At 73.4% G+C, this 23912-nt stretch carries 18 protein-coding genes; 13 read left to right on the top strand and 5 right to left on the bottom strand.

Going from position 1 to position 23912, the window contains the following annotated elements; genetic code table 11:
* Positions 1–43 precede the first annotated feature (43 nt).
* The 4 genes from ACIGZJ_RS03410 (at position 44) to ACIGZJ_RS03395 (ending at position 4943) form a co-directional block, all read left to right on the top strand.
* On the top strand, positions 44–1489 hold the full coding sequence (locus ACIGZJ_RS03410) for an APC family permease (protein ID WP_396455683.1): 1446 nt from the start codon (positions 44–46) through the stop codon (positions 1487–1489).
* A complete protein-coding gene (locus ACIGZJ_RS03405) occupies positions 1486–2505 on the top strand; it encodes an acetamidase/formamidase family protein (RefSeq protein WP_396455682.1) in 1020 nt (339 codons plus the stop codon). The genes ACIGZJ_RS03410 and ACIGZJ_RS03405 overlap by 4 nt, the downstream gene beginning before the upstream one ends.
* Positions 2506–2893: 388 nt before the next feature.
* Positions 2894–4000: an isopenicillin N synthase family dioxygenase gene (locus ACIGZJ_RS03400; protein ID WP_396455681.1), complete on the top strand. Its 1107-nt coding sequence runs from the start codon at positions 2894–2896 to the stop codon at positions 3998–4000.
* Positions 4001–4175: 175 nt separating this feature from the next.
* A complete protein-coding gene (locus tag ACIGZJ_RS03395; RefSeq protein ID WP_396455753.1) occupies positions 4176–4943 on the top strand; it encodes a MerR family transcriptional regulator in 768 nt (255 codons plus the stop codon).
* Here the strand turns inward: ACIGZJ_RS03395 and ACIGZJ_RS03390 are convergent.
* The 4 genes from ACIGZJ_RS03390 to ACIGZJ_RS03375 all read right to left on the bottom strand — a co-directional run bounded on the left by ACIGZJ_RS03390 (position 4933) and on the right by ACIGZJ_RS03375 (position 10789).
* The gene (locus tag ACIGZJ_RS03390) at positions 4933–7101 is read right to left on the bottom strand and encodes a 3-hydroxyacyl-CoA dehydrogenase NAD-binding domain-containing protein (protein WP_396455680.1); all 2169 of its coding nucleotides are present in this window, start codon (positions 7099–7101) and stop codon (positions 4933–4935) included. The two genes, ACIGZJ_RS03395 and ACIGZJ_RS03390, sit on opposite strands and share 11 nt — an antisense overlap.
* A gap of 104 nt (positions 7102–7205) precedes the next feature.
* Positions 7206–8420: an acetyl-CoA C-acetyltransferase gene (locus ACIGZJ_RS03385; protein ID WP_387948097.1), complete on the bottom strand. Its 1215-nt coding sequence runs from the start codon at positions 8418–8420 to the stop codon at positions 7206–7208.
* Between the two features lie 85 nt (positions 8421–8505).
* Positions 8506–9648, bottom strand: coding sequence for an acyl-CoA dehydrogenase family protein (locus ACIGZJ_RS03380; RefSeq protein ID WP_396455679.1), 1143 nt, complete (start codon positions 9646–9648; stop codon positions 8506–8508).
* Between the two features lie 10 nt (positions 9649–9658).
* Positions 9659–10789: a CaiB/BaiF CoA transferase family protein gene (locus ACIGZJ_RS03375; RefSeq protein ID WP_396455678.1), complete on the bottom strand. Its 1131-nt coding sequence runs from the start codon at positions 10787–10789 to the stop codon at positions 9659–9661.
* Between the two features lie 261 nt (positions 10790–11050).
* Between ACIGZJ_RS03375 and ACIGZJ_RS03370 the strand changes: the two genes are divergently transcribed.
* From ACIGZJ_RS03370 to ACIGZJ_RS03340, 7 genes are all read left to right on the top strand, one after another.
* Positions 11051–11521, top strand: coding sequence for a hypothetical protein (locus ACIGZJ_RS03370; RefSeq protein ID WP_396455677.1), 471 nt, complete (start codon positions 11051–11053; stop codon positions 11519–11521).
* Positions 11522–11574: 53 nt separating this feature from the next.
* Positions 11575–13740 (top strand): DUF6571 family protein, encoded by a 2166-nt coding sequence (locus ACIGZJ_RS03365; protein WP_396455676.1) that lies wholly within the window; start codon positions 11575–11577, stop codon positions 13738–13740.
* Positions 13741–13745: 5 nt separating this feature from the next.
* The gene (locus tag ACIGZJ_RS03360; protein ID WP_396455675.1) at positions 13746–14825 is read left to right on the top strand and encodes a hypothetical protein; all 1080 of its coding nucleotides are present in this window, start codon (positions 13746–13748) and stop codon (positions 14823–14825) included.
* A 140-nt stretch (positions 14826–14965) separates the two neighbouring features.
* Positions 14966–15970 carry a hypothetical protein gene (locus tag ACIGZJ_RS03355; RefSeq protein ID WP_396455674.1) on the top strand — a complete coding sequence of 335 codons (1005 nt, stop codon included), beginning with the start codon at positions 14966–14968 and terminating at the stop codon, positions 15968–15970.
* A complete protein-coding gene (locus tag ACIGZJ_RS03350; RefSeq protein ID WP_396455673.1) occupies positions 15967–17256 on the top strand; it encodes a sensor histidine kinase in 1290 nt (429 codons plus the stop codon). The genes ACIGZJ_RS03355 and ACIGZJ_RS03350 overlap by 4 nt, the downstream gene beginning before the upstream one ends.
* A gap of 17 nt (positions 17257–17273) precedes the next feature.
* Positions 17274–17954, top strand: a complete 681-nt coding sequence (locus tag ACIGZJ_RS03345; protein ID WP_396455672.1) for a response regulator — start codon at positions 17274–17276, stop codon at positions 17952–17954.
* A gap of 120 nt (positions 17955–18074) precedes the next feature.
* A complete protein-coding gene (locus ACIGZJ_RS03340; RefSeq protein ID WP_396455671.1) occupies positions 18075–18722 on the top strand; it encodes a Pr6Pr family membrane protein in 648 nt (215 codons plus the stop codon).
* A gap of 61 nt (positions 18723–18783) precedes the next feature.
* Here the strand turns inward: ACIGZJ_RS03340 and ACIGZJ_RS03335 are convergent, their stop codons facing one another.
* Positions 18784–20391 carry an ABC-F family ATP-binding cassette domain-containing protein gene (locus ACIGZJ_RS03335; RefSeq protein ID WP_396455670.1) on the bottom strand — a complete coding sequence of 536 codons (1608 nt, stop codon included), beginning with the start codon at positions 20389–20391 and terminating at the stop codon, positions 18784–18786.
* 486 nt (positions 20392–20877) lie between these two features.
* Here ACIGZJ_RS03335 and ACIGZJ_RS03330 point away from each other — a divergent pair, with 486 nt between their 5' ends.
* Together ACIGZJ_RS03330 and ACIGZJ_RS03325 are read left to right on the top strand one after the other, a co-directional pair.
* Positions 20878–22098 (top strand): trypsin-like serine peptidase, encoded by a 1221-nt coding sequence (locus ACIGZJ_RS03330; RefSeq protein WP_396455669.1) that lies wholly within the window; start codon positions 20878–20880, stop codon positions 22096–22098.
* A gap of 110 nt (positions 22099–22208) precedes the next feature.
* Positions 22209–23846, top strand: coding sequence for an ABC-F family ATP-binding cassette domain-containing protein (locus ACIGZJ_RS03325; RefSeq protein ID WP_396455668.1), 1638 nt, complete (start codon positions 22209–22211; stop codon positions 23844–23846).
* The last annotated feature ends 66 nt before the right edge of the window (positions 23847–23912 follow it).

Raw genomic sequence — 23912 nt, 5'->3', positions numbered from 1 at the left:
CTCCCCCACCACCCGGGTCGTCACGTCACGGAGGAGAGCCCCCATGTCCGAAGCACCCGCGCCCCAGAGCATCGAGGGCTACGGCTACAGACAGGAGCTGCGCCGCTCCCTGCGCTTCACCGATCTGCTGGTCTACGGACTGGTGTTCATGGTGCCGATCGCGCCGTTCGGCATCTTCGGCAGCGTCTTCCAGGGCTCCGGCGGCATGGTCGCCCTGGCGTACGGGCTCGGGATGGTGGCGATGATGTTCACCGCCCTGTCGTACGCGCAGATGTCGCGGGCCTTCCCGATGGCCGGTTCGGTGTACACCTACGCGGGGCGCGGCATCGCGGCGCCCGTCGGGTTCCTGTCCGGCTGGATGATCCTGCTGGACTACGTGCTGGTACCCGGCCTGCTGTACCTGATCGCCGGGGTGGCGATGAACTCGCTGGTGCCCGCGGTGCCGGTCTGGCTCTGGCTGGTCGGCTTCGTGCTGCTGAACACCGCCGTCAACCACTTCGGCATCGAGATGACGTCGAAGGTCAACAAGGCCATGCTGATCGGCGAGTTGGTCGTGCTGGTGGTGTTCATCGGCTTCGGGCTGGCGGCGCTGGCGGCCGGCGAGGGCCGGGGCTTCGATTTCACTCCGGTCTACAACCCGCAGACCTTCTCGTGGAGTCTGGTGTTCGGCGCGGTGTCGGTGGCGGTGCTGAGCTTCCTCGGCTTCGACGGGATCTCCACCCTCTCCGAGGAGAACCGCGACTCCGCCCGGGCGATCGGCCGCTCGATGGTCGCCGCGCTGCTGCTGGCCGGTTCGCTGTTCATCGCGCAGACCTGGATCGCCTCCCTCCTGGTACCGGATCCGCAGGCGCTGATCGCCCGGGGCGATCCGGACGGCACCGCCTTCTACGACGCGGCCCGGGCCGCCGCCGGCGGCTGGCTCGCCACGGTGACGGCCGCCGCCACCGCCGTGGCCTGGGGGTTCGCCAACTCGCTGGTCGCCCAGGCGGCCACCTCGCGGCTGCTGTACGCGATGGCGCGCGACCGGCAGTTGCCCGCGTTCCTCGCCAAGGTCCACCCGCGCCACCGCGTCCCGGTGAACGCCACCCTGCTGACCGCCGGGGTCTCCCTGGTCCTCGGGCTCTACACGGCCTCGCGCGAGGACGGCATCACGCTGCTCTCCAGCCTGGTCAACTTCGGCGCGCTGACCACCTTCCTCGTCCTGCACGTGTCGGTGGTGGTGCACTACCTGGTCCGGTGCCGCAGCCGGGACTGGTGGCGCCACCTGGTCGCACCGGCCGCCGGGTTCGCGATCCTGGCCTATGTGGTCGTCAACGCGGACATCGCCGCCCAGCGGCTCGGCTTCGCCTGGCTGGCGGTCGGCGCCCTGATACTGACCGGGCTGGTGCTCACCGGCCGCCGGCCGCGTCTGGCGGTGGCCGAGGACACCGCCGGCAGCGCGCCCTCCCCCGACCCGACCGACTCCCCCGCCGTCAAGGAGACCCCGTGAACCCGCCCGACGCCGTCTCGCTCTCCCCCGCCCCGGACGAGTACGCCTACACCTTCGGCGGACGCGCCCCGCTGGTGACCGTACGGCCCGGCACGGTGGTCGAGTTGACCACCGAGGACTGCTTCGGCGGGCGGGTCCGCGGCATCGGCGACCTGCCGAGCGCGGTCTGCCAGTTCCCCTACCTCAACCCGGTGACCGGCCCGATCGCGGTGGCCGGCGCCGAACCGGGCGACACCCTCGCCGTGCACTTCGTGGAGATCACTCCGGCCCGGGACTGGGGGGTCTCCAGCACCTTCCCGCACTTCGGCGCGCTCACCGCGACCCACACCACGGCGATGCTGCACGCGCCGCTGGAGGAGCGGGTCTGGGTGTACGAGCTGGACCGGGCGGCCGGGGTCTGCCGGTTCCGGGCCCGGAACGGCGACTTCACCGCCGACCTGCCGCTGGACCCGATGCACGGCACGGTCGGCGTCGCCCCGGCCGGCGGCGAGACCCTGATGTCGATCACCCCCGGCGCGCACGGCGGCAACCTCGACACCCCCGAGATGCGGGCCGGCACCACCGCCTACTTCGGCGTCAACGTGCCCGGCGGGCTGCTGGCCATCGGCGACGGGCACGCCCGCCAGGGCGAGGGCGAGGTGTGCGGGACGGCCGTGGAGACGGCGATGCGCACCACGGTGGTGGTCGACCTGGTCAAGGGCGGCGGACCGGCCTGGCCGCGGCTGGAGAGCGACCGGTACCTGATCTCCACCGGCTCGGCCCGGCCGCTGGAGGACGCCTTCCGGATCAGCCAGCACGACCTGGTCCGCTGGACCGGGGAGCTGGTCGGACTGGACGAGCTGGACGCCTACCAGCTGGTCAGCCAGGCCGGGTTGGCACCGGCGGCGAACGTCTGCGACACCAACTACACGATGGTCGCCAAGCTGCCCAAGGCCCTGCTCGGCGGCGCCCGCGCGTACGACGGCCTGCACGACCGGCTCCGGGAGACGGCGGCCGCCTACCTGCGCCACCGCTGAGCGCGCCGGGCCGACCCCTGGGCCGCCCCCTGGGCCGCCTCCGGACCACCCCCGGCCGACCCGGCGCACGGGTCGGCCGGGGGCGGCCGGGGGCTTTCCGGCAGGTTCACGACAAGAGGGTGACCCGGGGTCTCCCCGCCGCTCCGACCGTCATCTAGGCTGGTGACGTGCTCATACTCGTTCGCCGCCGCCACGTGGACCTGCTCCGCGTCACGAGCATGTCCTGTCGACGCTCCAGCTGAACCTCGCGCCTCCCACCCTCAAACGCGGCCACAGCAGGCCGCGTCCCCCCTCCCGGCTCCCGGAGCACCCGCCGCACCAGGCGCGGCCCCGGAGCCCCCGGTCGATCACCGGGACGGGCCGGGACGAGACCCAGCGGATGTCACCCATGACGCAGCAGCACCCCACCACCCCCTCCACCGAGACCGCGACCGCGACCACGGCCGAGACCTCGACCGAGACCACGGCCCGGACGGCGCCCTCCGGACTCGACAACCTCCCGGTGATCGACCTCTCGCTCGCCGACGGCAGCCCGGAGGACCGCACCCGGCTGCACGACGAGCTCCGCGCCGCGGCCACCGACGTCGGGTTCTTCCAACTCGTCGGCCACGGCGTCACCCCGGCGGAGACGGCCGCCCTGACCGCCGCCATGCGGGCCTTCTTCGCCCTCCCGGAGGCCGACCGCCTCGCCGTCGCCAACCTCAACTCCCCGCACTACCGCGGATACACCCGCACCGGCGACGAGCGCACCGGAGGCAGCCGGGACTGGCGCGACCAGCTCGACATCGGCGCCGAGCTGCCCCCGCACGTCCCCTCCCCGAGCGAGCCCGCCTACTGGTGGCTGGAGGGTCCCAACCAGTGGCCCGAGGGGCTCCCGGAGCTGCGGACCGCCGCCCTCGGCTGGATCGACCGGCTCGGCGCCGTCGCCCGCCGGCTGCTGCACGAGCTGCTCACCGCGATCGGCGCCCGCCCCGACTTCTACGACGACGTCTTCGCCGGCCACCCGCACCTGCGGCTCAAGCTGGTCCGCTACCCCGGCACCGCCCCGGACGGCGGCGGCCAGGGCGTGGGCGCGCACAAGGACTACGGCTTCATCACCCTGCTGCTCCAGGACACCGTCGGCGGGCTGCAGGTGGAGCGCGCGGACGGCTCCTTCCTGGAGGTCCCGCCGCTGGAGGGCGCCTTCGTGGTCAACCTCGGCGAGCTGCTGGAGGTCGCCACCGACGGCTACCTGAAGGCCACCAGCCACCGGGTGGTCAGCCCGGCCGGCGCCCGCGAGCGGTTCTCCGTCCCGTTCTTCTACAACCCGCGCCTCGACGCCCACATCGCCCCGCTCGACTTCCCGCTCGCCCACCACGCCCCCGGCGCGACCGAGGATCCGGCCAACCCGCTCTTCGCGGAGTTCGGACTCAACGAGTGGAAGGGCTACACCAGGGCGCACCCCGAGGTCACCCGCCGCCACCACCCCGAGCTGGCCGACGCCGCCCCGCGCTGACCGCGCCCTGCCGGCCCCGCTCTTCGCGGGGTTCGGACCCAACGGGTGGAGGGGCTACACCAGGGCGCACCCGGAGCCGGCCGCCGCCGCCCCGCGACGGTGGACCGGCCGGGCGCGCAGTGTCACACTCTTGCTGTTACAGCAGTGGTGGTACACGGAGGCGGAGGCGGGGCGGATGGGGGCCGAGGCGGCGGAGGTGCGGCTGACGGTGGACGAGCTGGCGGCGCGGGCGGGGGTGACCGTGCGCACGGTGCGGTTCTACGGGACGAAGGGCCTGCTGCCGCCGCCGGAGCTGGGACCGCGCCGGGTGGGCCTCTACGGCCCCGACCACCTGGACCGCCTCGGGCTGATCGAGGAGCTCCAGCGCCAGGGCCTCACCCTGGCCGCGATCGAGCGCTACCTGGCCCGGCTCCCGCAGGACAGCACGCCGCTGGACCTGGCGATCCACCGGGCGCTGGTCGCGTCGTGGACGCCGGAGGCGGCCGAGGAGCTGAGCCGCGCGCAGCTGGAGCGCCGCGCCGGGCAGGGGCTGTCCGAGCAGCAGCTGGAGCGGCTGGCCGCGATGGGGGCGCTGGAGCGGACGGCGGACCCGCAGGTGTTCCGGGTCGATCCGGGGCTGCTGCCGCTGGGCGTGCGGATCCTGGACGTGCCGATCCCGCTGGAGACCCTGCTGGCGGCCCGCGCGGTGGTGCTGGAGCACAGCCGGGCGACGGCGCACGAGCTGCAGCGGCTGTTCCGCGAGACGGTGTGGGGGCCCTACCGGGAGAGCGGGCCGGAGCCGGCGGAGCTGGAGCGGATGAAGGGGCTGACGGACCACATCCAGCCGATGGTGGCGCAGGCGCTGGTCACGGCGTTCCAGCGCTCGCTGCGCGAGGAGCTGGGCGGGTCGGCGCCCTCCGCGGAGGACACCGACCCGCCCGGCCGGGCACCCGTCAGTCGGTGAAGGTCCGGCCCTCGGCGGCGATCCGCTCCAGCAGGGCCGGAGGCGCGAACCGCTCGCCGTAGGCGGCGGCGAGCTCGCGGGCCCGGGCCGCGAAGCCGGCCGGGCCGCCCTCGTACCCGTTGATGTACTGGAACACCCCGCCCGTCCAGGCCGGGAAGCCGATGCCGAGGATGGAGCCCACGTTGGCGTCGGCGACGGAGGTCAGCACGCCCTCCTCCAGGCAGCGCACCGAGTCCAGCGCCTCGCTGAAGAGCATCCGCTCCTTGAGGTCCTCGAAGGGCACGGCGGAGTCGGCCGAGGTGAAGTGCTCGCGCAGACCGGGCCAGAGCCTTCCCCGCCGGCCGTCCTCGCCGTACTCGTAGAAGCCCGCGCCGCCGCTGCGCCCCGGGCGGCCGAACTCGTCGACCATCCGGTCCACCACCGCGTCCGCCGGGTGGGCCGTCCAGCTGCCGCCGGCCGCCTCGGTGGCCCGCCGGTACTCGTCGCGGATCCGGCGCGGCAGGGTGAGGGTCAGCTCGTCGAGCAGCGAGAGCACCTTGGCCGGGTAGCCGGCCTGGGCGGCGGCCTGCTCGACGGAGGCCGGGTCGACGCCCTCGCCGACCATCGCCACGCCCTCGTTGATGAACTGGCCGATCACCCGGGAGGTGAAGAAGCCGCGCGAGTCGTTCACCACGATCGGCGTCCGGTTGATCTGGCGGACCAGGTCGAACGCCCGGGCCAGCGCCTCGTCGCCCGTCCCGGGGCCGCGGATGATCTCCACCAGCCGCATCTTGTCGACCGGCGAGAAGAAGTGCAGGCCGATGAAGTCGGCGGTGCGGACGACCCCCTCGGCGAGCAGGCCGATCGGCAGCGTGGAGGTGTTGGAGCAGAGCAGCGCGTCCGGTGCGACGACGCCCTCGATCTCCTGGAACACCTTGTGCTTGAGCTCGGGGTTCTCGAAGACCGCCTCGATCACGGCGTCGCAGCCGGCCAGGTCGGCGGCCTCGGCGGTCGGGGTGATCCGGGCGAGCAGCTCCTCGCGCTGCGCCTCGGTGGACCGGCCACGGGCCACCGCCTTCTCCAACAGGCCTGCGGAGTAGGCCTTTCCGCGCTCGGCCGCCTCGATGGTGACGTCCTTGAGCACGACCTCGATGCCGGCCGCGGCGCAGGTGTAGGCGATGCCCGCGCCCATCATGCCGGCGCCGAGCACCGCGACCCTGCGCACCTCGCGCCGGTCGATCCCCTTCGGGCGCCCGGCACCGGAGTTGACGGCCTGGAGGTCGAAGAAGAGCGCCTGGATCATGTTCTTGCTGGTCTGCCCGCAGGCCAGCTCGGTGAAGTAGCGGGCCTCGATCACCATCGCGGTGTCCACGTCCACCTGGGCGCTCTCCACCGCCACCGCCAGCACGTTGCGCGGCGCCGGGTAGGGCGCGCCGGCCAGCTGCTTGCGCAGGTTGGACGGGAAGGCCGGCAGGTTGGCGGCGAGGGCCGGGGTGGCGGGGGTGCCGCCGGGGATCCGGTAGCCCTTGACGTCCCAGGGCTGGACGGCGGTCGGGTTGGCCGCGATGAAGGCGTGCGCCTGGGCGGTCAACTCCTCAGGGGTGGCGACGAGTTCGTGGACGAGTCCGTGTTGGAGCGCCTGCGCGGGCCGGTACTGGCGGCCCTCCAGCAGGAACTTCAGCAGCGCGTCGGTGATGCCGAACAGCCGGACGGTGCGGACGACTCCGCCGCCGCCGGGCAGCAGGCCGAGGGTGACCTCGGGCAGGCCGATCCGGCTGGCCGGGGTGTCCAGGGCGATCCGGTGGTGGCAGGCGAGGGCGATCTCCAGGCCGCCGCCGAGCGCGCTCCCGTTGACCGCGGCGACCACCGGCTTGCCGAGGGTCTCCAGCCGGCGCAGGGTGCGCTTGATCCGCAGGGACTTCTCGAAGACGGCGGCGGCGTCCTCGGGGCGGGCGGCGGAGAGCATCCGCAGGTCGCCGCCGGCGAAGAAGGTCTTCTTGCCGGAGGTGATGACGACGCCGCGCAGCCCGTCGCCGAGGCCGGCCAGGCGCTCGACGGCGGCCTCGAAGTCGGCCGTGAAGGCGTCGTTCATGGTGTTGACGGACTGGGTGGGGTCGTCGAGGACGAGGGTGACCACGCCGTCCTGGTCCTGCTCCCAGCGGATGGTGGTGTCGGACATGGGTTTTCGTCTCCAGGGAAGGCCGGGAAGAGAAGGGGGTGCCGCGCGACGCGCCGCTGGAAGGTGGCGGCGGGCGGCGGGAGGCTCAGACGCGGACGGGAGGCTCAGACGCGCTCGACGATGGTGGCGATGCCCATCCCGCCGCCGACGCAGAGGGTGATCAGGCCGTAGCGCAGCTCCCGCCGCTCCAGCTCGTCGATCACGGTGCCGAGGAGCATCGCGCCGGTGGCGCCGAGCGGGTGACCGAGGGCGATCGCGCCGCCGTTGACGTTCACCTGGTCGGGCCGGAAGCCGAGTTCGCGGATGAAGCGGAGCGCGACGGCGGCGAACGCCTCGTTGATCTCGACCAGGTCGATGTCGGCGGCGGTCAGCCCGGCCTTGGCCAGCGCCTTGCGGGTGGCGGGGGCCGGTCCGGTGAGCATGATGGTGGGCTCGGAGCCGGAGACGGCGGCGGAGACGATCCGGGCCCGCGGGCGCAGGCCGTAACGCTCGCCGATCTCGCGGTTGCCGATCGCGACCAGGGCCGCGCCGTCCACGATGCCGGAGGAGTTGCCCGCGTGGTGGACGTGGTCGATGGCCTCCACCCAGTGGTACTTCTGCAGGGCGACGGCGTCGAAGCCGCCGGCCTCGCCCATGCCGGCGAAGGAGGGCTTGAGGCCGGCCAGGCTCTCCACCGTGGTGCCCGGGCGGATGAACTCGTCGCGCTCCAGCACGACCAGGCCGTTGCGGTCGCGGACCGGGACGACCGAGCCGTCGAAGAGGCCGTCCGCCTGGGCCTTGGCGGCGCGGGCCTGGGACTCGGCGGCGAAGGCGTCGACGTCCGTACGGGAGAGGCCCTCGATGGTGGCGATCAGGTCGGCGCCGACACCCTGTGGGACGAAGTGGTTCTCGTAGTTGGTCATCGGGTCCATCGCCCAGGAGCCGCCGTCGGAGCCCATCTTCACCCGGGACATCGACTCCACGCCGCCGGCCAGGACGAGGTCCTCCCAGCCCGAACGGACCTTGGCGGCAGCCAGGTTGACGGCCTCCAGGCCGGAGGCGCAGAAGCGGTTCTCCTGGACGCCGGCCACCGTGTCGGGCAGGCCGGCCGCGATGGCGGCGATCCGGGCGATGTCGGAGCCCTGGTCGCCGATCGGGCTGACCACGCCGAGCACGATGTCGTCCACCGCCGCCGGGTCCAACCCGGGGAAGCGGCGGCGCAGTTCGTGGATCAGGCCGACGACGAGGTCGATCGGCTTGGTGCCGTGCAGCGAGCCGGTGGCCTTGCCCCGGCCGCGCGGGGTGCGGATCGCGTCGTAGACGTACGCTTCGGTGGTCACGGTGGAGAGCCTTTCGGGGGGTCTGACCCGGGCGGGGGAGGGTGGCCGGGCGAGGGGGCCGGGGCGGGGCGAGGGGCGGGGGCACCTAGCCGAGCAGGGAGCGGCCGACGATCTCCTTCATGATCTCGGTCGTCCCGCCGTAGATGGTCTGGATGCGGCCGTCGGTGAACGCGCGGGCGACCGGGTACTCGGACATGTAGCCGTAGCCGCCGTGGAGTTGGAGGCAGCGGTCGGCGGTGCGCTTCTGCAGTTCGGTGGCCCACCACTTGGCCATCGAGGCGTCCGCCGGGGTGAGCGCCCAGCGGTTGTGCTCGGTGATGCAGCGGTCGACGAAGGCCCGGGTGACGGCGCACTCGGTGGCGAGTTCGGCGATCTCGAAGCGGACGTGCTGGAGCTTGGCCAGCGGGCGGCCGAAGGCCTCGCGCTGCTTGACGTACTCGGTGGTGATCTCGACCAGGTACTCGGCGCCGGCGATGGCGGCGGCCGCGATGGTCAGCCGCTCCTGGGCGAGGTTCTGCATCAGGTACACGAAGCCCTGGTTCTCCTCGCCGAGCAGGTTCTCCTTGGGCACCCGGACGTCCTCGAAGAACAACTCGGCGGTGTCCTGGGCCTTCTGGCCGATCTTGTCGAGGTTGCGGCCGCGCTCGAAGCCGGGCATGCCGCGCTCGACCACCAGCAGGCTGAGGCCGCGCGAGCCGCCCTCGGGGGTGGTCCGGGCCACCACGACCACCAGGTCGGCGAGGATGCCGTTGGAGATGAAGGTCTTGGCGCCGTTGAGGAGGTAGTGGTCGCCCTGGTCGACGGCGTGGGTGCGGATACCCTGGAGGTCGGAGCCGGTGCCGGGCTCGGTCATCGCGATCGCGGTGATCAGCTCGCCGGTGCAGAAGCCGGGCAGCCAGCGGTGCTTCTGCTCCTCGGTGGCGAGCGAGGTGAGGTACGGGCCGATGATGTCGTTGTGCAGGCCGATCGCCAGGCCCGAGGCGCCGGCCCGGGCGAACTCCTCGGCCAGCACGGCGCTGTAGCGGAAGTCGGCGCTGCCGCCGCCGCCGTGCTCCTCGGGGGCGGCGAGCCCGAGCAGTCCCTGCCGCCCGGCGGCGAGCCAGGCGGAGCGGTCCACGATGCCCTCCCGCTCCCAGCGGTCGTAGTGCGGCAGCACCTCCTTGGCGAGGAACGACCGGACGGTCCGGCGGAAGTCCTCGTGCTCCTCGGTGTAGATGTCGCGTTGCACGGCAAGCTCCTTATCGGGCCTCGGAGTCCAGGGCGGGCACGCCCCAGTCGCGGGCGACCTCGGCGGTGTGCTCCCCCGGGCGGGCCGGCGGGCGGCGCAGCGCGCCGGGGGTGGCGGAGAAGCGCGGGGCGGGGGCCGGCTGGGTGATGCCGTCCGCCTCGACGTAGGTGCCGCGGGACGCCAGGTGCTCGTGGGCGGCGGCCTGACCCATCGTCAGGACCGGTTCCACGCAGGCGTCGGAGCCGGCGAAGACGGCCTCCCACTCGGCGCGGGTGCGGGTGGCGAAGCGTTCGGCGATCCGGGCCCGCAGTTCGGGCCAGCGGGCGGTGTCGTACTGGGCGGGCGCGTCCGGGCCGAGCTCCAGCAGGCGGGCGAACTCGGCGTAGAACTGCGGCTCCAGCGCCCCGACGGCGAGGTGGCCGCCGTCCGCCGCGCGGTACACCCCGTAACAGGGGGCTCCGCCGTCGAGCAGGTTGACGCCCCGGCGGTCCTGCCAGTGGCCGGCCGCGAGCAGGCCCCAGAGCATCGAGGTGAGGTGGGCGGCGCCGTCCACGATCGCGGCGTCGACCACCTGGCCGGCGCCGGTGGTGCGGGCGTGGTGGAGGGCGGCGAGCAGTCCGACCACCAGGTAGAGCGAGCCGCCGGCGTAGTCGCCGAGCAGGTTGGCCGGGATCGCGGGCGGGGCGTCGGGGGCGCCGATCATGCCGAGCACCCCGGCCACGGCCGCGTACCCGATGTCGTGGCCGGCCCGGTCGGCGAGCGGGCCGTGCTGGCCCCAGCCGGTCATCCGGCCGTAGACCAGCGCGGGGTTGCGGGCCAGGCAGGCCTCCGGGCCGACGCCGAGGCGCTCGGCCACCCCGGGCCGGTAGCCCTCGATCAGCAGCTGGGCGCGCTCGACGAGGTCCAGCACCCGGCCCGACCCCTCGGGGGACTTGAGGTCGATCAGCACCGAGCGCTTGTTGCGGTTGGTGAGGTCGTACGCGGGCTCGACGCCCAGCGGGGACGGGCTGGGCCGGTCGACCCGGACCACGTCGGCGCCGAGGTCGGCGAGCAGCATGGCGGCGAAGGGCCCGGGGCCGATTCCCGCGAGTTCGACCACCCGCACCCCGGCCAGCGGGCCGGGGCTGGTTGCGCCAGGCACGGGCCACCGCCCCCTTCGGAGGTTTGACAGTAAAGCTGTAACACTCGCGATGATAGGGAAGCGACCCGCCGGTAACAAGACCCTCGGACCAAGCGCGCCGGGGTGCCGTCCCCGCCCCCGGGATCTTGACGAACCCCTGATGCGCTCCGCGCAACCACTGCCACGGACGGTGCGTCGGTATACCAACGCACGGGCTGCTCCGGCCGTCCTGCCGTCGGAGGGGTCCGGCCTCGTGCCGGAGACAGAGAGAAGAGGACACTCATGGGCAATCCAGGGTTCACCACCGGGCCGGTCGCACCGGCCTCGCCGCCGGGCGCCCCGCGCAGTCCGGCGCCGGACACCGTCATCCCGATCAGCGCCCCGGGCACCTCGCCGTTCACGGCCGGACCGACCCCGAACCCGTCCCCCGGCCCGCCCCCCGTCGCACCCACCACCCGGCTCGACCACCCCTACGAGCTCGGCGCCTCGGCCGGGATCGCCCGGCAGATCGCCACCGACCTCGACAACGCCAACGGCAAGGGCGGCAACAACCTCGCCGAGCACGCGAGCACCGCCTCGACGAGGATCCGCGGCTTCGCCTTCGGCGGCGCCCTCACCGGCTCCACCGAGCACTGGCTGCAGCAGTGCAGGACGCTGCACGACAGGCTGACCGGCACCGCCGACAACCTCGACAGCACCCAGCGCAGCTACCAGGCCAACGAGCACGCCACCGCCGGCCAGTTCGGCCACTGAGGCCACCGAGGCCACCCAGAGCACGCAGAACACACAGAGAGGAGCTCAGAGGCATGGTGTCCTTCAAGGAACTGCGCGAGGCCGACTTCTCCGGCGTCACCGAGACGGCCGAGGCCTGGACCAACATGGCCAAGGCACTTGAGTCGCTCGACACCCGGGTCGGTACCGAGCTCACCAACACCCCGCAGCGGGCCGGCTGGCAGGGCGCGGCCGCCGACGACGCGGGCCGCACCCTCAAGACCATCGACACCGACTTCACCCAGGCCGCCGGAGTCGCCAAGTCCCTCGCGGCGATCATCCGCGACGCGGCGGCGGACTTCACGGCGGCCCGCAAGGACGTCGACAACGCGGTCCACGACGCGGAGGCACAGAAGCTCAACGTCTCCGCCGACGGCTCCGTCAACTGGCCGCCGATGCCGGGCACCCGCAACGAGCCTGACGGCGCGGAGCTCTCCAAGCAGTACAACCTGGACATGAAGGCCAAGGCCGAGGCCGTCTCCGACCGCCTGACCAAGGCCGTCGAGAAGGCCACCGCGGCCGACCAGCGCGCCTCGTCCGCGCTGCAGGTCGACGTCGGCACCAGCACCACGTCCTTCAACGCCCGCCCGTACGGCGGCGGCGACACCGCCGACGCCAACCGCGCCAAGGACCTGATGTCCAAGGGCGGCAGCCTCTCCGACGCCGAACTCAGGCAGCTGCAGGCCCTGATGGCCGGCAACGCGGAGTCGAAGGAGTTCTCCACCACCCTGCTGAACGGCCTCAACGCGGGCGGCAGGAGCGGCCCCGAGGCGCTGCTGGAGTACACCAGGATCTACGGCGACCTCGGGCGTGGCGACCACAACGCGAAGGGCTACCAGGACGTCTACGGCAGCCTCTCGCAGGTCCTCGCCACCGCCACCAGGGACCACGGCATGGGCCAGGTCTGGGAGGACGATCTGGTCAAGGCCGCCCGCAAGCCCGGCGGTTCGGCGGCCGGGTTCAACGACAACTACCCGGCGCTGACCGAACTGATGGGAGCCCGGGGGAACTTCGACAAGGGCTTCCTGGAGAAGGTCGGCAACGACCTGGTCGACTTCGAACGCCACAGCAGGCTCAAGGGCGAGGAGCTCTGGGGTCCCGGCTACACCGCGATCACCGGCAAGCAGGGCGACCCGATGGGCGGCCTGCTGCGGGCCATGAGTCGCAACCCGGAGGCGGCCAAGGGGTTCCTCGACCCCGAGAACGGCAAGAACCTCGACTACCTGCTCAAGGACCGGAAGTGGCCCAACCAGGGCTACGAGCAGAACCAGCTCGACTCCCTCGCCCGGGGGAGCTCCCGCGGCGCGTTCGGCGACGCGCTGCAGGCCGCCACCACCGGCCGCGACCCCCACGGAAACCAGCCGCCGGCCCGCCCGCACGACGCGGCGATGTCACGGATCATGAACGAGACCATAGCGACCCTCGGCGGCGACAAGGCCGGTGCCGAGAACAACCTCCCCGCCGCCCTGCGGGTGCCGCTGGCGGGCATGATCGCCGACTACGCTCCGGACGTGCACGACATCCTCGGCAGGGAGATCAGCGGCCGCACCCAGCCCGACGGGTTGACGTTCAGCCGGGAGCAGCTGCTCCGCACCATCCGCGGTGTCACCGAGGATCCCGAGGCGTTCTCCACCATCCACCTGGCGGAGACGGCGGAAATCGCGCGCCGCATGGACACCTTCGGCCCCGAGGCCTTCACTCCCGATCAGACCGGCCGGCCCCAGGCCAAGTTCGCCAGCTTCATGGACGAGTCGGGGCAGGCCCTGGGCGCTCTGGACGGGGTCCGAGCCGACGCCGTCATGGACCACCGCGACGACCAGAAGTTCAAGAACAACTGGCAATCCAAGATCGACTACCACCTCATCGGCACTCCCGCCAACATGCTGCGGGTCCCCGGGCTGAGCCTGCTCCCCGTCGGTGACATCGCCCAGCGGATGGTCGACGTCGGCACCGCGGACTGGGCGAACAAGGCCAACGCCGAGCTCGACACCAAGGCCCAAGGCGACCTGAGCAAGGGCTTCAGCGCCGGACAGCTGCAGCTGAAGTCCATGCTCGAAGTCAAGGCCTACGCCGACACGCCCATGTCCCAGCAGGACTTCAACGCCTCCGGCAGCGTTGCCCAGCAACTCATGGAGGGCGCCTCGCAGAACTACTCGACCTCGATCAACCGGACCTACCTAGAGGCACTCGGAAGGGGCTGACGACCATGCCATCGACACCTCCCGACCACCCTCTCGGGCAGACCGACGGGCCGCTGAAACGAGCCGACGAGGCCCTCGCCCGACGGGGCTTCACCACCGGGCGGCTGCGCCTGCGGGCGGCGGCCGTACTCGTGGCGATCACGGCCGGCGTCTCGGGGGCGCTGCTGTACGGCCTGACGAACGTACTGGGGCCGGACACGGTCTGCGGCGGTGCGGTGAGCGCCGACGCCCTGCACGACGCCCTCGGACCGGGGCGGATCAGCGAGGAGGACAACGGCGGGTCGACACCGTTCCAGGGCAACGCGTCGTCCTGCACCGCGACGGTGGGTTCCGGGTTCCTCGGTCAGAGCCACCGGTCGGTTCAGGTGGGGCTCCGCTCCGACCTGGACACCGCCGTCTCCGAGGCCGACCCCGCCGCGCGCCTGTTCGGCGCCGCGGCCAACGGCGGCTCGTCCGGTGGCAGCACCGGCGCCCGGGCGTGGGCGATCCTGCCGGAGGCCTGCGGCGGCGGACTGCACACCCGGGTCTCCATGACCAGGGACGACTCCGTCGGCGACGCCGGCCTCGCACGGCTCGCGGTGGCGGCGGCCAACGGGATCGCGGCGCAGCGCGACTGCGCTCAGTCCAGGCTGCCCCCGCCCAAGGTCCTGTCGGCCGCCGGGACGAGGCAGGACCTGGCGGCGGGCGAGGTCTGCGGCCTGCCCGGTCTGACGGTCCCCGGCGGTCCGTCCGCTGCCCGGGGATACAAGCAGCAGGCCAGCACGGCGTTCGACCCGCTCTGGGCCTGTGAGGTCGGGCTCGGTGAGAACAGCACCGCCGCCGTTCTCACCATCGGAACCGAGCCCCGGCTCCGGGCGCCGAACCTCGACAAGGACACCCCGGTCGCGTTCGGCAGGGCCCACTGGACGATGGGCCATTCGTTTCCGAACAACGACGAGGTGGTCGTGACCTGCCAGGGCAGGCCCGCGTACTTCAAGCTCAGGCTGCTCGGCGACCGGACGCTCTTCCCCGACACCGCCGAGCTGTGGAAGCAGTTCCTCACCGCCGGCGGCAAGGCGGTCGGCTGCGAGCCGATCCTCCCCTGAGCCGTACCGGCACCACCCGGTGGGCCCCGCCAGGGCGGGCCCGCCGGGTGGAGGACCGGACCGCCGGATCCCCCCACAGGGGGAGGCGGATCGTGTGGTGGGGGGACGTGGCCGCGGCCCGCCCGCGGGAGCGTGGGGGCATGACCTCAACGACCTCCGTCGGCAGGGTGCGAGGTGCGGCGGCCGGAGTGGCCGTCGCCGCGACCCTTCCGTATCTGTCGCTCAAACTGCTCTGGCTGACCGGCCACTCCGTCGGGGCCGGTGACTCGGACCAGCTGGACGACCTCTGGCTGGTGAACCTGCTGAGCTTCGGCATGGACGCGATCGCGGTGCTGCTGGCCCTCGCCTTCGTCCGGCCGTGGGGGCGGCGGGCGCCGGCCGGGCTGCTGGCGTTCCCGATGTGGGTGGCGACCGGGCTGCTCGGCACCATCCTGGTGGCGCTGCCGCTGTTCCTGCTCAGCCCGCTGGTGCTCGGGCCCGAGGACACCTCCGGCGCCGAGGACGGCGCGGGCGGCGGGCCGGCCGGCTGGGTGTTCCCGGTGGTGTACGGCGGGTTCGCCGTCCAGGGCGTCGCGCTGATCACCGCCTTCCTGCTGTACGCGCGGCAGCGCTGGGCGGGCCTGCTGCGCGACCGGATCGGCGGGCTGCCCGACTCCCCCACGCTCACCGTCCAGCGTGCCTTCGCCTGTGTGGCCGCACTGCTCGGTCTCGGGGTCGCCGTGGCCCGGGTGTACTGGGCGGCGGGCGGGACGGCCGGGCTGCCGGCCGAGTGGGCGGACGAGCGCGGCCGGGGCGTGGCGGTCATGGACTGCGTGACGGCGATGATGGCGGTGGCCGCCGCGGCGGCGCTGCCGCTCCTGGTCTTCCGGGCCCGGCCACGATGGCGCCTGCGGGTACCGCTGGCCGTGGCGTGGACGGCGGGCGGCTCCCTGTTCGCCTGGGGTTCCTGGCAGTTGGTGGCCTACGGGACGTTCACGACGGTGACCGACCTGCGCCGGGCGGTGCCCGGACTGCTCACCCTGGTGGAGTCCGTCCAGGTGGTGACCGGGCTGCTGGTGCTGGCGGTGGGTGCGGTCGCCCTGGTCGAGCGGGCGGCGGCAGGCTCCGTGGGGGCCGGGGCCGCTGACGTAGAGTCGACCGGGTGAGCACGGGGGCGGGCACGGGCATGGTGGGCGGGGCACGGCGGGCGGGCAGCGCCCTGCTCGGGCGGCGGGCGCGGCTGCGCTGGGTGCACCTGGTGCTCGGCGGCGCGCTGCTGATGCCGTACTGGATGCTCTCCGTCGTCCTGCTCGGGGCGCTCGACCCGAGCCACGGGCAGCCCGTCCAGATCCTGCTCTACTTCGCCTCGCTCGCGCTGTCGCTGCCGATGGCCGCCGTCACCGCGCTGGTGCCGACGGTCCGGTCGCTGGAGGGGGCGGCCGCCCGGGCGCTCTGCGCGCCGGAGCGGTCCGAGGAGGTGTCCACCGGCCCGGCCAGGTCCTGGGCGGCCCGGCGCCGGACCGCCGCCTTCTACGTCCTGCACGTGCTGTTCGGCGGGGTGGTCAGCGGGATGACCCTGGCCGGGACGCCGTTCGCGGTGGTGCTGCTGATCGCTCCGCTGGGCGGGCCCGCGGTGAACGACGCGGTGGCGTTCTGGCAGGACCGCGGCCTCCCCGGCCGGCTGCCGGCCCCGCTGCTCGGCCTCGCCCTGCTGCTGCTGATCGTCGGCACCAGCGCCGCCCTCGGCGCGCTGCTGGCCCGCTGGGCGCCGGTCCTGCTCGGCCCGACCCCGGAGGAGCGGCTGGCCGCCGCCGAGCGCCGGGCCACCGTGCTCGCCGAGCGCAACCGGCTCGCCCGCGAACTGCACGACTCGGTCGGCCACGCGCTCAGCGCGGTCGGCATCCAGGCCTCGGCCGCCGCCCGGGTGCTGCGGACCGACCCGGACTTCGCGGCCGAGGCGCTGGAGGCGATCGGCGAGACCGCGCGGGCGGCCGTCGCCGACCTGGACACCGTGCTCGGCCTGCTGCGCGAGGAGGACCGGGCGGATCCACCGGACCGCGGGCCGACCCTGGCCGGGCTGGGCGACCTGCTGCGCCAGCTCGGCCGCACCGGGGTGGTGGTCGACGCCGACCTCGCCCCCGGGCTGAACCGGCTGCCGGCCGGCGTCTCCCGCGAGGCGTACCGGATCGTGCAGGAGGGCCTGACCAACGTGCTGCGGCACGCCGGGTCCGCACCGGCCCGGCTGCGGGTGGGGCTGGCGGCGGGCCGGCTGCAGATCGAACTGACCAGTCCGATGGGCCCGACCCGCCCCAGCCGGCCGGGCGGCGGCCGGGGGCTGCGCGGGATCGGCGAGCGGGCGGCGGTGCTGCGCGGCGGCTGCGAGGCCGGGCCGACGGAGGACGGGACGACATGGCGGCTGGCCGTCTGGCTGCCGGTGGGAGGAGCACAGTGAACGGTGGGAGGAGCACGGTGGCCGGCACGAACGAGACGATCCGGGTGGTGATCGCGGACGACGAGCGCCTGGTGCGGACGGGCCTGCGGGTGGTGATCGACGCCGAGCCGGACCTCACCGTGGTCGGCGAGGCCGCCGACGGCGCCGAGGTCGTCCCGCTGGTGCGCGAGCTGCGGCCGGACGTGGTGCTGATGGACGTCCGGATGCCCGGCATCGACGGCATCCGGGCCACCGAGCAGCTGGTCGCCGGGATGGCCGAGCCCCCGCGGATCCTGGTGGTCACCACCTTCGAGCACGACGACCACGTGTACGACGCGCTGCGGGCGGGCGCCTGCGGGTTCCTGCTGAAGCGGGCCCGGGCGGAGGAGATGGTGCAGGCGGTGCGGCTGGTCGCGCGCGGGGACTCGCTGCTCTTCCCGGCCGCCGTGCGCGAGCTCGCGCTGCGCCGGGAGCCGGCCCGGCGGGCCGAGGCAGGCCGGGGCGGGCGCGGCCCGATCGACCGGCTCACCGACCGGGAGGGCCAGGTGCTGCGGCTGATGGCGGCCGGGCTGAACAACGGCGAGATCGCGGGGCGCCTGGTGGTCAGCCAGGAGACGGTCAAGACGCACGTCGGCAGCGTGCTCGGCAAGCTCGGGGCCCGGGACCGCACCCAGGCGGTGATCACCGCGTACGAGTCGGGGTTCGTGCTGCCCGGGTGACGGGGGGCGGCACGGGCAGCTGCAGTGACGTTTCTTCCGCCTTTTGGCTACCAGCGAGTAGAGTTCGGCGGTCAAGCCGTCCGATACCTCCCGTATCGCCTGAAACGAACTGGTGGCCGCATGTCAGTCCGGACCCGCCCTGCGCTCTGGTGGCGCCTGGGCATCGTGCTCTCGGCAGGCCTCGGCCTGACCCTGCAGACCGCGCCGCTGGTGTACTTCACGATCCAGAGCAATGTGATCGTGCTCGGCTACTTCCTCGGCGCGGTGTACTGGATGGTCAAGCGCGACACCGTCGACGCGCCCGCTCCCCGGCTGCGCGGGGCCGCCACGCTGTACATCCTGATCACCGGCCTGGTCTCGCACGTCCTGCTGGAGCACGGCGCCAACCCGCTGCCCGGGCTGTTCGACGGGCCGGACAAGCTGGCCCACTGGTCCTCCTTCTTCCTGCACTACGTCACGCCGGTGATGGTGATCATCGACTGGCTGACGCTGAAGCCGCGCAACGCCTCCGCCTGGCGGGACATCCCGCTCTGGCTGGCCTTCCCGCTCGGCTACGCGGCGATCGTGCTGGCCCGCAACGCGCTGTTCTCCAACTACCCGATGCCCTACCCCTACTTCTTCTTCGACCCGACCACCAAGGGCTACGGCTATGTGTGGGGTCAGATCGCGCTGCTCACGGTGGAGTTCGTGGTGCTCGCGGCGACCGTGGTCGGGCTGGACCGGCTCGGCACGCTCGTAAGGGCCCGACTGCGGCCGGCCGAGGCCTGAGCCGGATCGAGCCCGACCACCGCGCGCCCCCGGGGAAATCCGCCCCCGGGAAGGAGAGGCACTACATCGGGTCCACCGCCCGCAGCTCGCCGTCCAGCTCCAGCCAGCGGGTGAGACCGAGCCCCCGCAGGAACGGCAGGTCGTGGCTGGCGACGATCAGCGCGCCCTGGTAGGCGGCGAGCGCCTGGGTCAGCTGGCGGACGCTGGCCAGGTCCAGGTTGTTGGTCGGCTCGTCGAGCAGCAGCAGCTGCGGCGGCGGGTCGGCCAGCAGCAGGGCGGCCAGCGTGGCCCGGAAGCGCTCCCCGCCGGAGAGCGTGGCGGCGGGCTGGTCGGCCCGGCCGCCGCGGAACAGGAACCGGGCGAGCCGGGCCCGGACGGCGTTGTCCCCCGCCCCCGGGGCGAAGAGCTTGACGTTCCCGACGACGGTCAGGCCGTCGTCCAGCAGGTCGAGCCGCTGCGGCAGGTGGCGCAGCGGCACCGGGGCGGTCACCTCCCCGGCCAGCGGGGCGAGTTCGCCCGCGATGGCGCGCAGCAGGGTGGACTTGCCCGCGCCGTTGCGGCCGACCAGGGCGACCCGCTCGGGGCCGCGCAGGTCGAGGTCGGCGGTGATGCCGTAGGGCAGCCGGACCTTGTCGAGGGTGAGCACGGTGCGGCCGGCCGGGACGTTCGTCCGGGGCAGGTCGATCCGGATCTCGGCGTCGTCCCGGACGGCCTCCTCGGCGGCGGTGAGGCGCTGCCTGGCGTCCTCCAGCCGCTCGTTGTGCATGCCCTGGAGGCGGCCGGCCGTCTCCTGGCCCTGGCGCTTCAGCTTGCCGGCGAAGATGTGCGGGTCGTTGCGGGTGACCGAGCGCTGCCTGCCGTAGCTGGCGCTGCGCTCCAGCTTCGTCCGGGCGTCGACCAAGTCCCGCTTCTGGCGCCGGACATCGGCCTCGGCGGTGCGCAGCAGCCGCTCGGCGGTCTCCTGCTGGGCGGCGAGGGTGTGCTCGTACGCGGCGAAGTTGCCGCCGTACCAGGTGACGGCGCCGGCCCTGAGGTCGGCGATCTGGTCGACGTGCTGGAGCAGTTCGCGGTCGTGGCTGACGATCAGCATCACCCCGCTCCAGCCGGCCACCGTCTCGTAGAGCCGCTCACGGGCGGCCCGGTCGAGGTTGTTGGTGGGCTCGTCGAGCAGCAGGACGTCGGGGCGGCGCAGCAGCAGCGCGGCCAGGCGCAGCAGGACGGCCTCCCCGCCGGAGAGTTCACCGGTGGTGCGGTCGAGGCCGAGCCGCTGCAGCCCGAGCCGGTCGAGGGTGGCGCGGGCGCGCTCCTCGACGTCCCAGTCGTCACCGAGCGCGTCGTAGTGGCGCTGGTCGGTGTCGCCGGACTCGATGGCGTGCAGGGCCTCGCGGGCGGTCCGGATGCCGAGCGCCTCGTCGACCCGCAGTCCGGTGTCGAGGGTGAGGCCCTGCGGCAGGTAGCCGATCTCGCCGGCGACCCGGACGGTGCCGCCGGTGGGGGCGAGCTCACCCGCGACGAGCCGCAGCAGGGTGGACTTGCCCGCGCCGTTCAGCCCGATCAGGCCGGTGCGGCCGGGGCCGACGGCGAGGTTGAAGCCGTCCAGGACGGGCTTGCCGTCGGGCCACTCGAAGGAGAGGTCGGAGCAGAGGACGGAGATGGTGGGTTGTGCCATGGATGGCCTCCCGGTGGTTGCCGAATCTGGTCGAGGGAGCAACACGGGAGACACCGCGGGTACGGCGCAGGTGCGGCGGAGACGTGGGAGCACCCGCGACCGGAGGAACACCGGGCCGGCTCACCACTGAGGTCGCACACTCGCGCGGCGCACGCACATGCCGGTACGGCTGTGGCGCGGCGGGGCGGTGTCTCGGGACCTCAGTAGAGCAACGGCCTTCTCCTGTTCTGGCGGGTGGCACTGATCACGCTACGAAAGGCCCCGCGGCCCTGCAACCGGTTTTCGGGCGGGGGCCCGGAACCGGTGGTCCGTGGGCGGAGGATCGTGCCCGGTGCCTACACCGTGCCGATCCGGTGCCGATCCGGTGACAGGAGCGTCCCGGACCGGGCCGTACGTGAAGAGCCCCTGGTCCGCATGGCAGACTCCTCACCTGCCACGCCTGCGGCTCGTAGCGCAGGGGCACCGTTCACAGGGGGAATTGATCCGATGTCACCGATATCCCGTACGAAGCGTGCTGCGCTGGGCGCGTCCGCCGTCACCCTGACGATGGTCCTCGCGACCGCCTGCGGCCCGGACAACAGCGACCCGGCCGGCGCGCAGACGGCGGCACCGACCGCGGCCGGGACCACGACGGCGCCCCCCGGCAAGACCGGCGCCGCGCCGATCAAGCTGCCGACGGTCGAGGAACTGAAGAGCTGGAAGTTCGAGGACTGGGACAAGTGGGCCCAGCAGAACGTCATCACCCCGGCGGTCAAGGGCTACTGGACCCTCCAGAAGCTGCTGGACGCAAAGCCGAAGCCGATGCCGAGCCCCCAGCCCGACCCGACGCAGCCGCCCGCGCAGCCGACCGCGCAGCCCACGGCCCAGCCGACCGCGCCGGCCCCGGTCACCCCGCCCCCCGGCGGCGGCGACCCGATGCCGCAGGTGATCGAGGCCAAGCCGGCCGCGCACCCGTTCGCGAAGAACCTGCACGTCAACGGGAAGATCTTCTTCAAGGACGGCAACGAGGACTACGTGTGCTCCGGCACCGTCGTCTCCGACCCGCTCAACCCCGGCAAGAGCAACCTGGTGTGGACCGCCAGCCACTGCCTGCACGGCGGCAAGGGCGGCAAGTACTACACCAACATCAGCTTCGCCCCGGCGTACAACAGCAACGGTGCGCTGAGCGGCGGCAAGAAGGGCGACGAGGCCGCCGCCGAGCCGTACGGCGAGTGGGGCGCGGTCGGCGGCATGGTCTCCCCACAGTGGGCGGGCGAGGCCGACCCGGAGCACGGCGGCCCGTGGAGCCAGTACGACTTCGGCATCATCAAGGTCGCCAACCCGTCCGGCGGGAAGTCGCTGGAGGAGACCGTCGGCGGCTCCGTCCCGATCTGGTTCAACGCCCCGCGCGAGCAGCTGACCGCGGTGAACAGCTACGGCTACCCGGCCGGCAAGCCCTTCGACGGCACCGAGCTGGACCACTGCGACAGCGGCAAGGCGCCGGTCCGCAAGCCCGGCGGCGACCCGAGCCGCCCGGCGATGCTGGTGATCGGCTGCAACATGACCGGCGGCAGCAGCGGCGGCGGCTGGTTCGCCACCAAGGACGGCAAGCAGGTCCTGGTCAGCGACACCTCCGTCGGCAACGCCGCCAACACCTACGAGGCGGGCCCCTACCTGGAGGACGTGGCCGCGCACATGCTGGACTACTTCGCCAAGAAGTCCAAGTGACCTCGGGCACATCCTGACCCCGCAGGGGCCGCGGCGACCGGTGCCGCGGCCCCTGCGCCGTCCCGTGCCACCCCGGGCAGCCCGCCGAATCTCCTAGAATCGGGGGCATCATGAGCGCCACACTCGTAGTCAAGGACCTCAGCGCCGGACACGGCGACCGCACCCTCTTCTCCGGCCTGGACCTGGTCGTCGCCCCCGGCGACGTGATCGGGCTGGTCGGCGTGAACGGCGCCGGCAAGTCGACGCTGCTGCGGCTGCTGGCCGGACTGGACACCCCCGAGGGCGGCTCGCTGCGGCTCAGCCCGGCGAGCGCCAACATCGGCCACCTGCCGCAGGAGCCGGAGCGGAACGAGGGCGAGTCCGTCCGCGCGTTCCTGGCCCGCCGCACCGGCGTCGCGGCCGCGCAGGCCGCACTGGACGAGGCCACCGAGGGCCTGGTCGACGGCCGCCCCGGCGCCGACGACGCGTACGCGGAGAGCCTGGACCGCTGGCTGGAGCTCGGCGGCGCCGACCTGGAGGAGCGGGCCGAGGAGGTCGCCGACTCGCTCGGCCTGAAGGTCTCGCTCGACCTGCCGATGACCGCGCTCTCCGGCGGCCAGGCCGCCCGCGCAGGCCTGGCCTCGCTGCTGCTCTCCCGCTACGACGTCTTCCTGCTCGACGAGCCGACCAACGACCTCGACCTGGACGGCCTGGAGCGTCTGGAGTCCTTCGTCAAGGGCCTGCGCGCGGGCACCGTGCTGATCAGCCACGACCGCGAGTTCCTGGCCCGGACGGTGACCAGGGTGGTGGAGCTGGACCTCGCCCAGCAGCAGGTCAACGTGTACGGGGGCGGCTACGAGGCGTACCTGGAGGAGCGCGCGGTGGCCCGCCGGCACGCCCGCGAGGACTACGAGGAGTACGCCGACACCAAGGCCGGCCTGGAGGCCCGGGCCCGGATGCAGCGCGGCTGGATGGAGCACGGGGTGCGCAACGCGCGCCGCAAGTCCAGCGACAACGACAAGATCGGCCGCGCGATGCGCACCGAGTCCACCGAGAAGCAGGCCTCCAAGGCCCGGCAGACCCAGCGGATGATCGAGCGCCTGGACGTGGTCGAGGAGCCGCGCAAGGAGTGGGAGCTCCGGATGGAGATCGCCGCCGCGCCGCGCTCCGGCTCGGTGGTGGCCACCCTGCGCGGGGCGACCGTGCGGCGCGGTGACTTCGCCTTCGGCCCGGTGGACCTGCAGATCGACTGGGCCGACCGGGTCGCGATCACCGGTGCCAACGGCGCGGGCAAGTCCACGCTGCTCGCCGCGCTGCTCGGCCGGCTCGAACTCGACGGCGGCAGCGCCGTGCTGGGCTCGGGCGTGGTGGTCGGCGAGGTGGACCAGGCGCGCGGCCTGTTCCTCGGCGGGGAGCCGCTCTCGGACGCCTTCGCGGCCGCCGTGCCGGAGCTCTCGCCGGAGGAGGTGCGCACCCTGCTCGCCAAGTTCGGGCTGAAGGCGGCGCACGTGCTGCGCCCGGCCGGCACCCTCTCCCCCGGCGAGCGCACCCGGGCGGCGCTGGCGCTGCTCCAGGCGCGCGGGGTCAACCTGCTGGTGCTGGACGAGCCCACCAACCACCTGGACCTGCCCGCCATCGAGCAGTTGGAGTCGGCGCTGGCCTCGTACACCGGCACGCTGCTGCTGGTCACGCACGACCGGCGGATGCTGGACACCGTGTCGGTGAACCGGCGGATCGAGGTCGGGGGCGGGCGCGTCCGCGAGAGCTGAGCCGCCCGGCCGAGGCCTTGTCCGGGACCGGCGGTCGGGGAGTGGTCTGGACCGGCCTCTTCCCCG

Origin of the sequence: Kitasatospora sp. NPDC052868 (assembly GCF_044547105.1) — a bacterium.
Classification (GTDB): Bacteria; Actinomycetota; Actinomycetes; order Streptomycetales; family Streptomycetaceae; genus Kitasatospora.
Note: the sequence above shows the minus strand (reverse complement) of the source record. Positions and strands in the feature narration are given on the sequence as shown.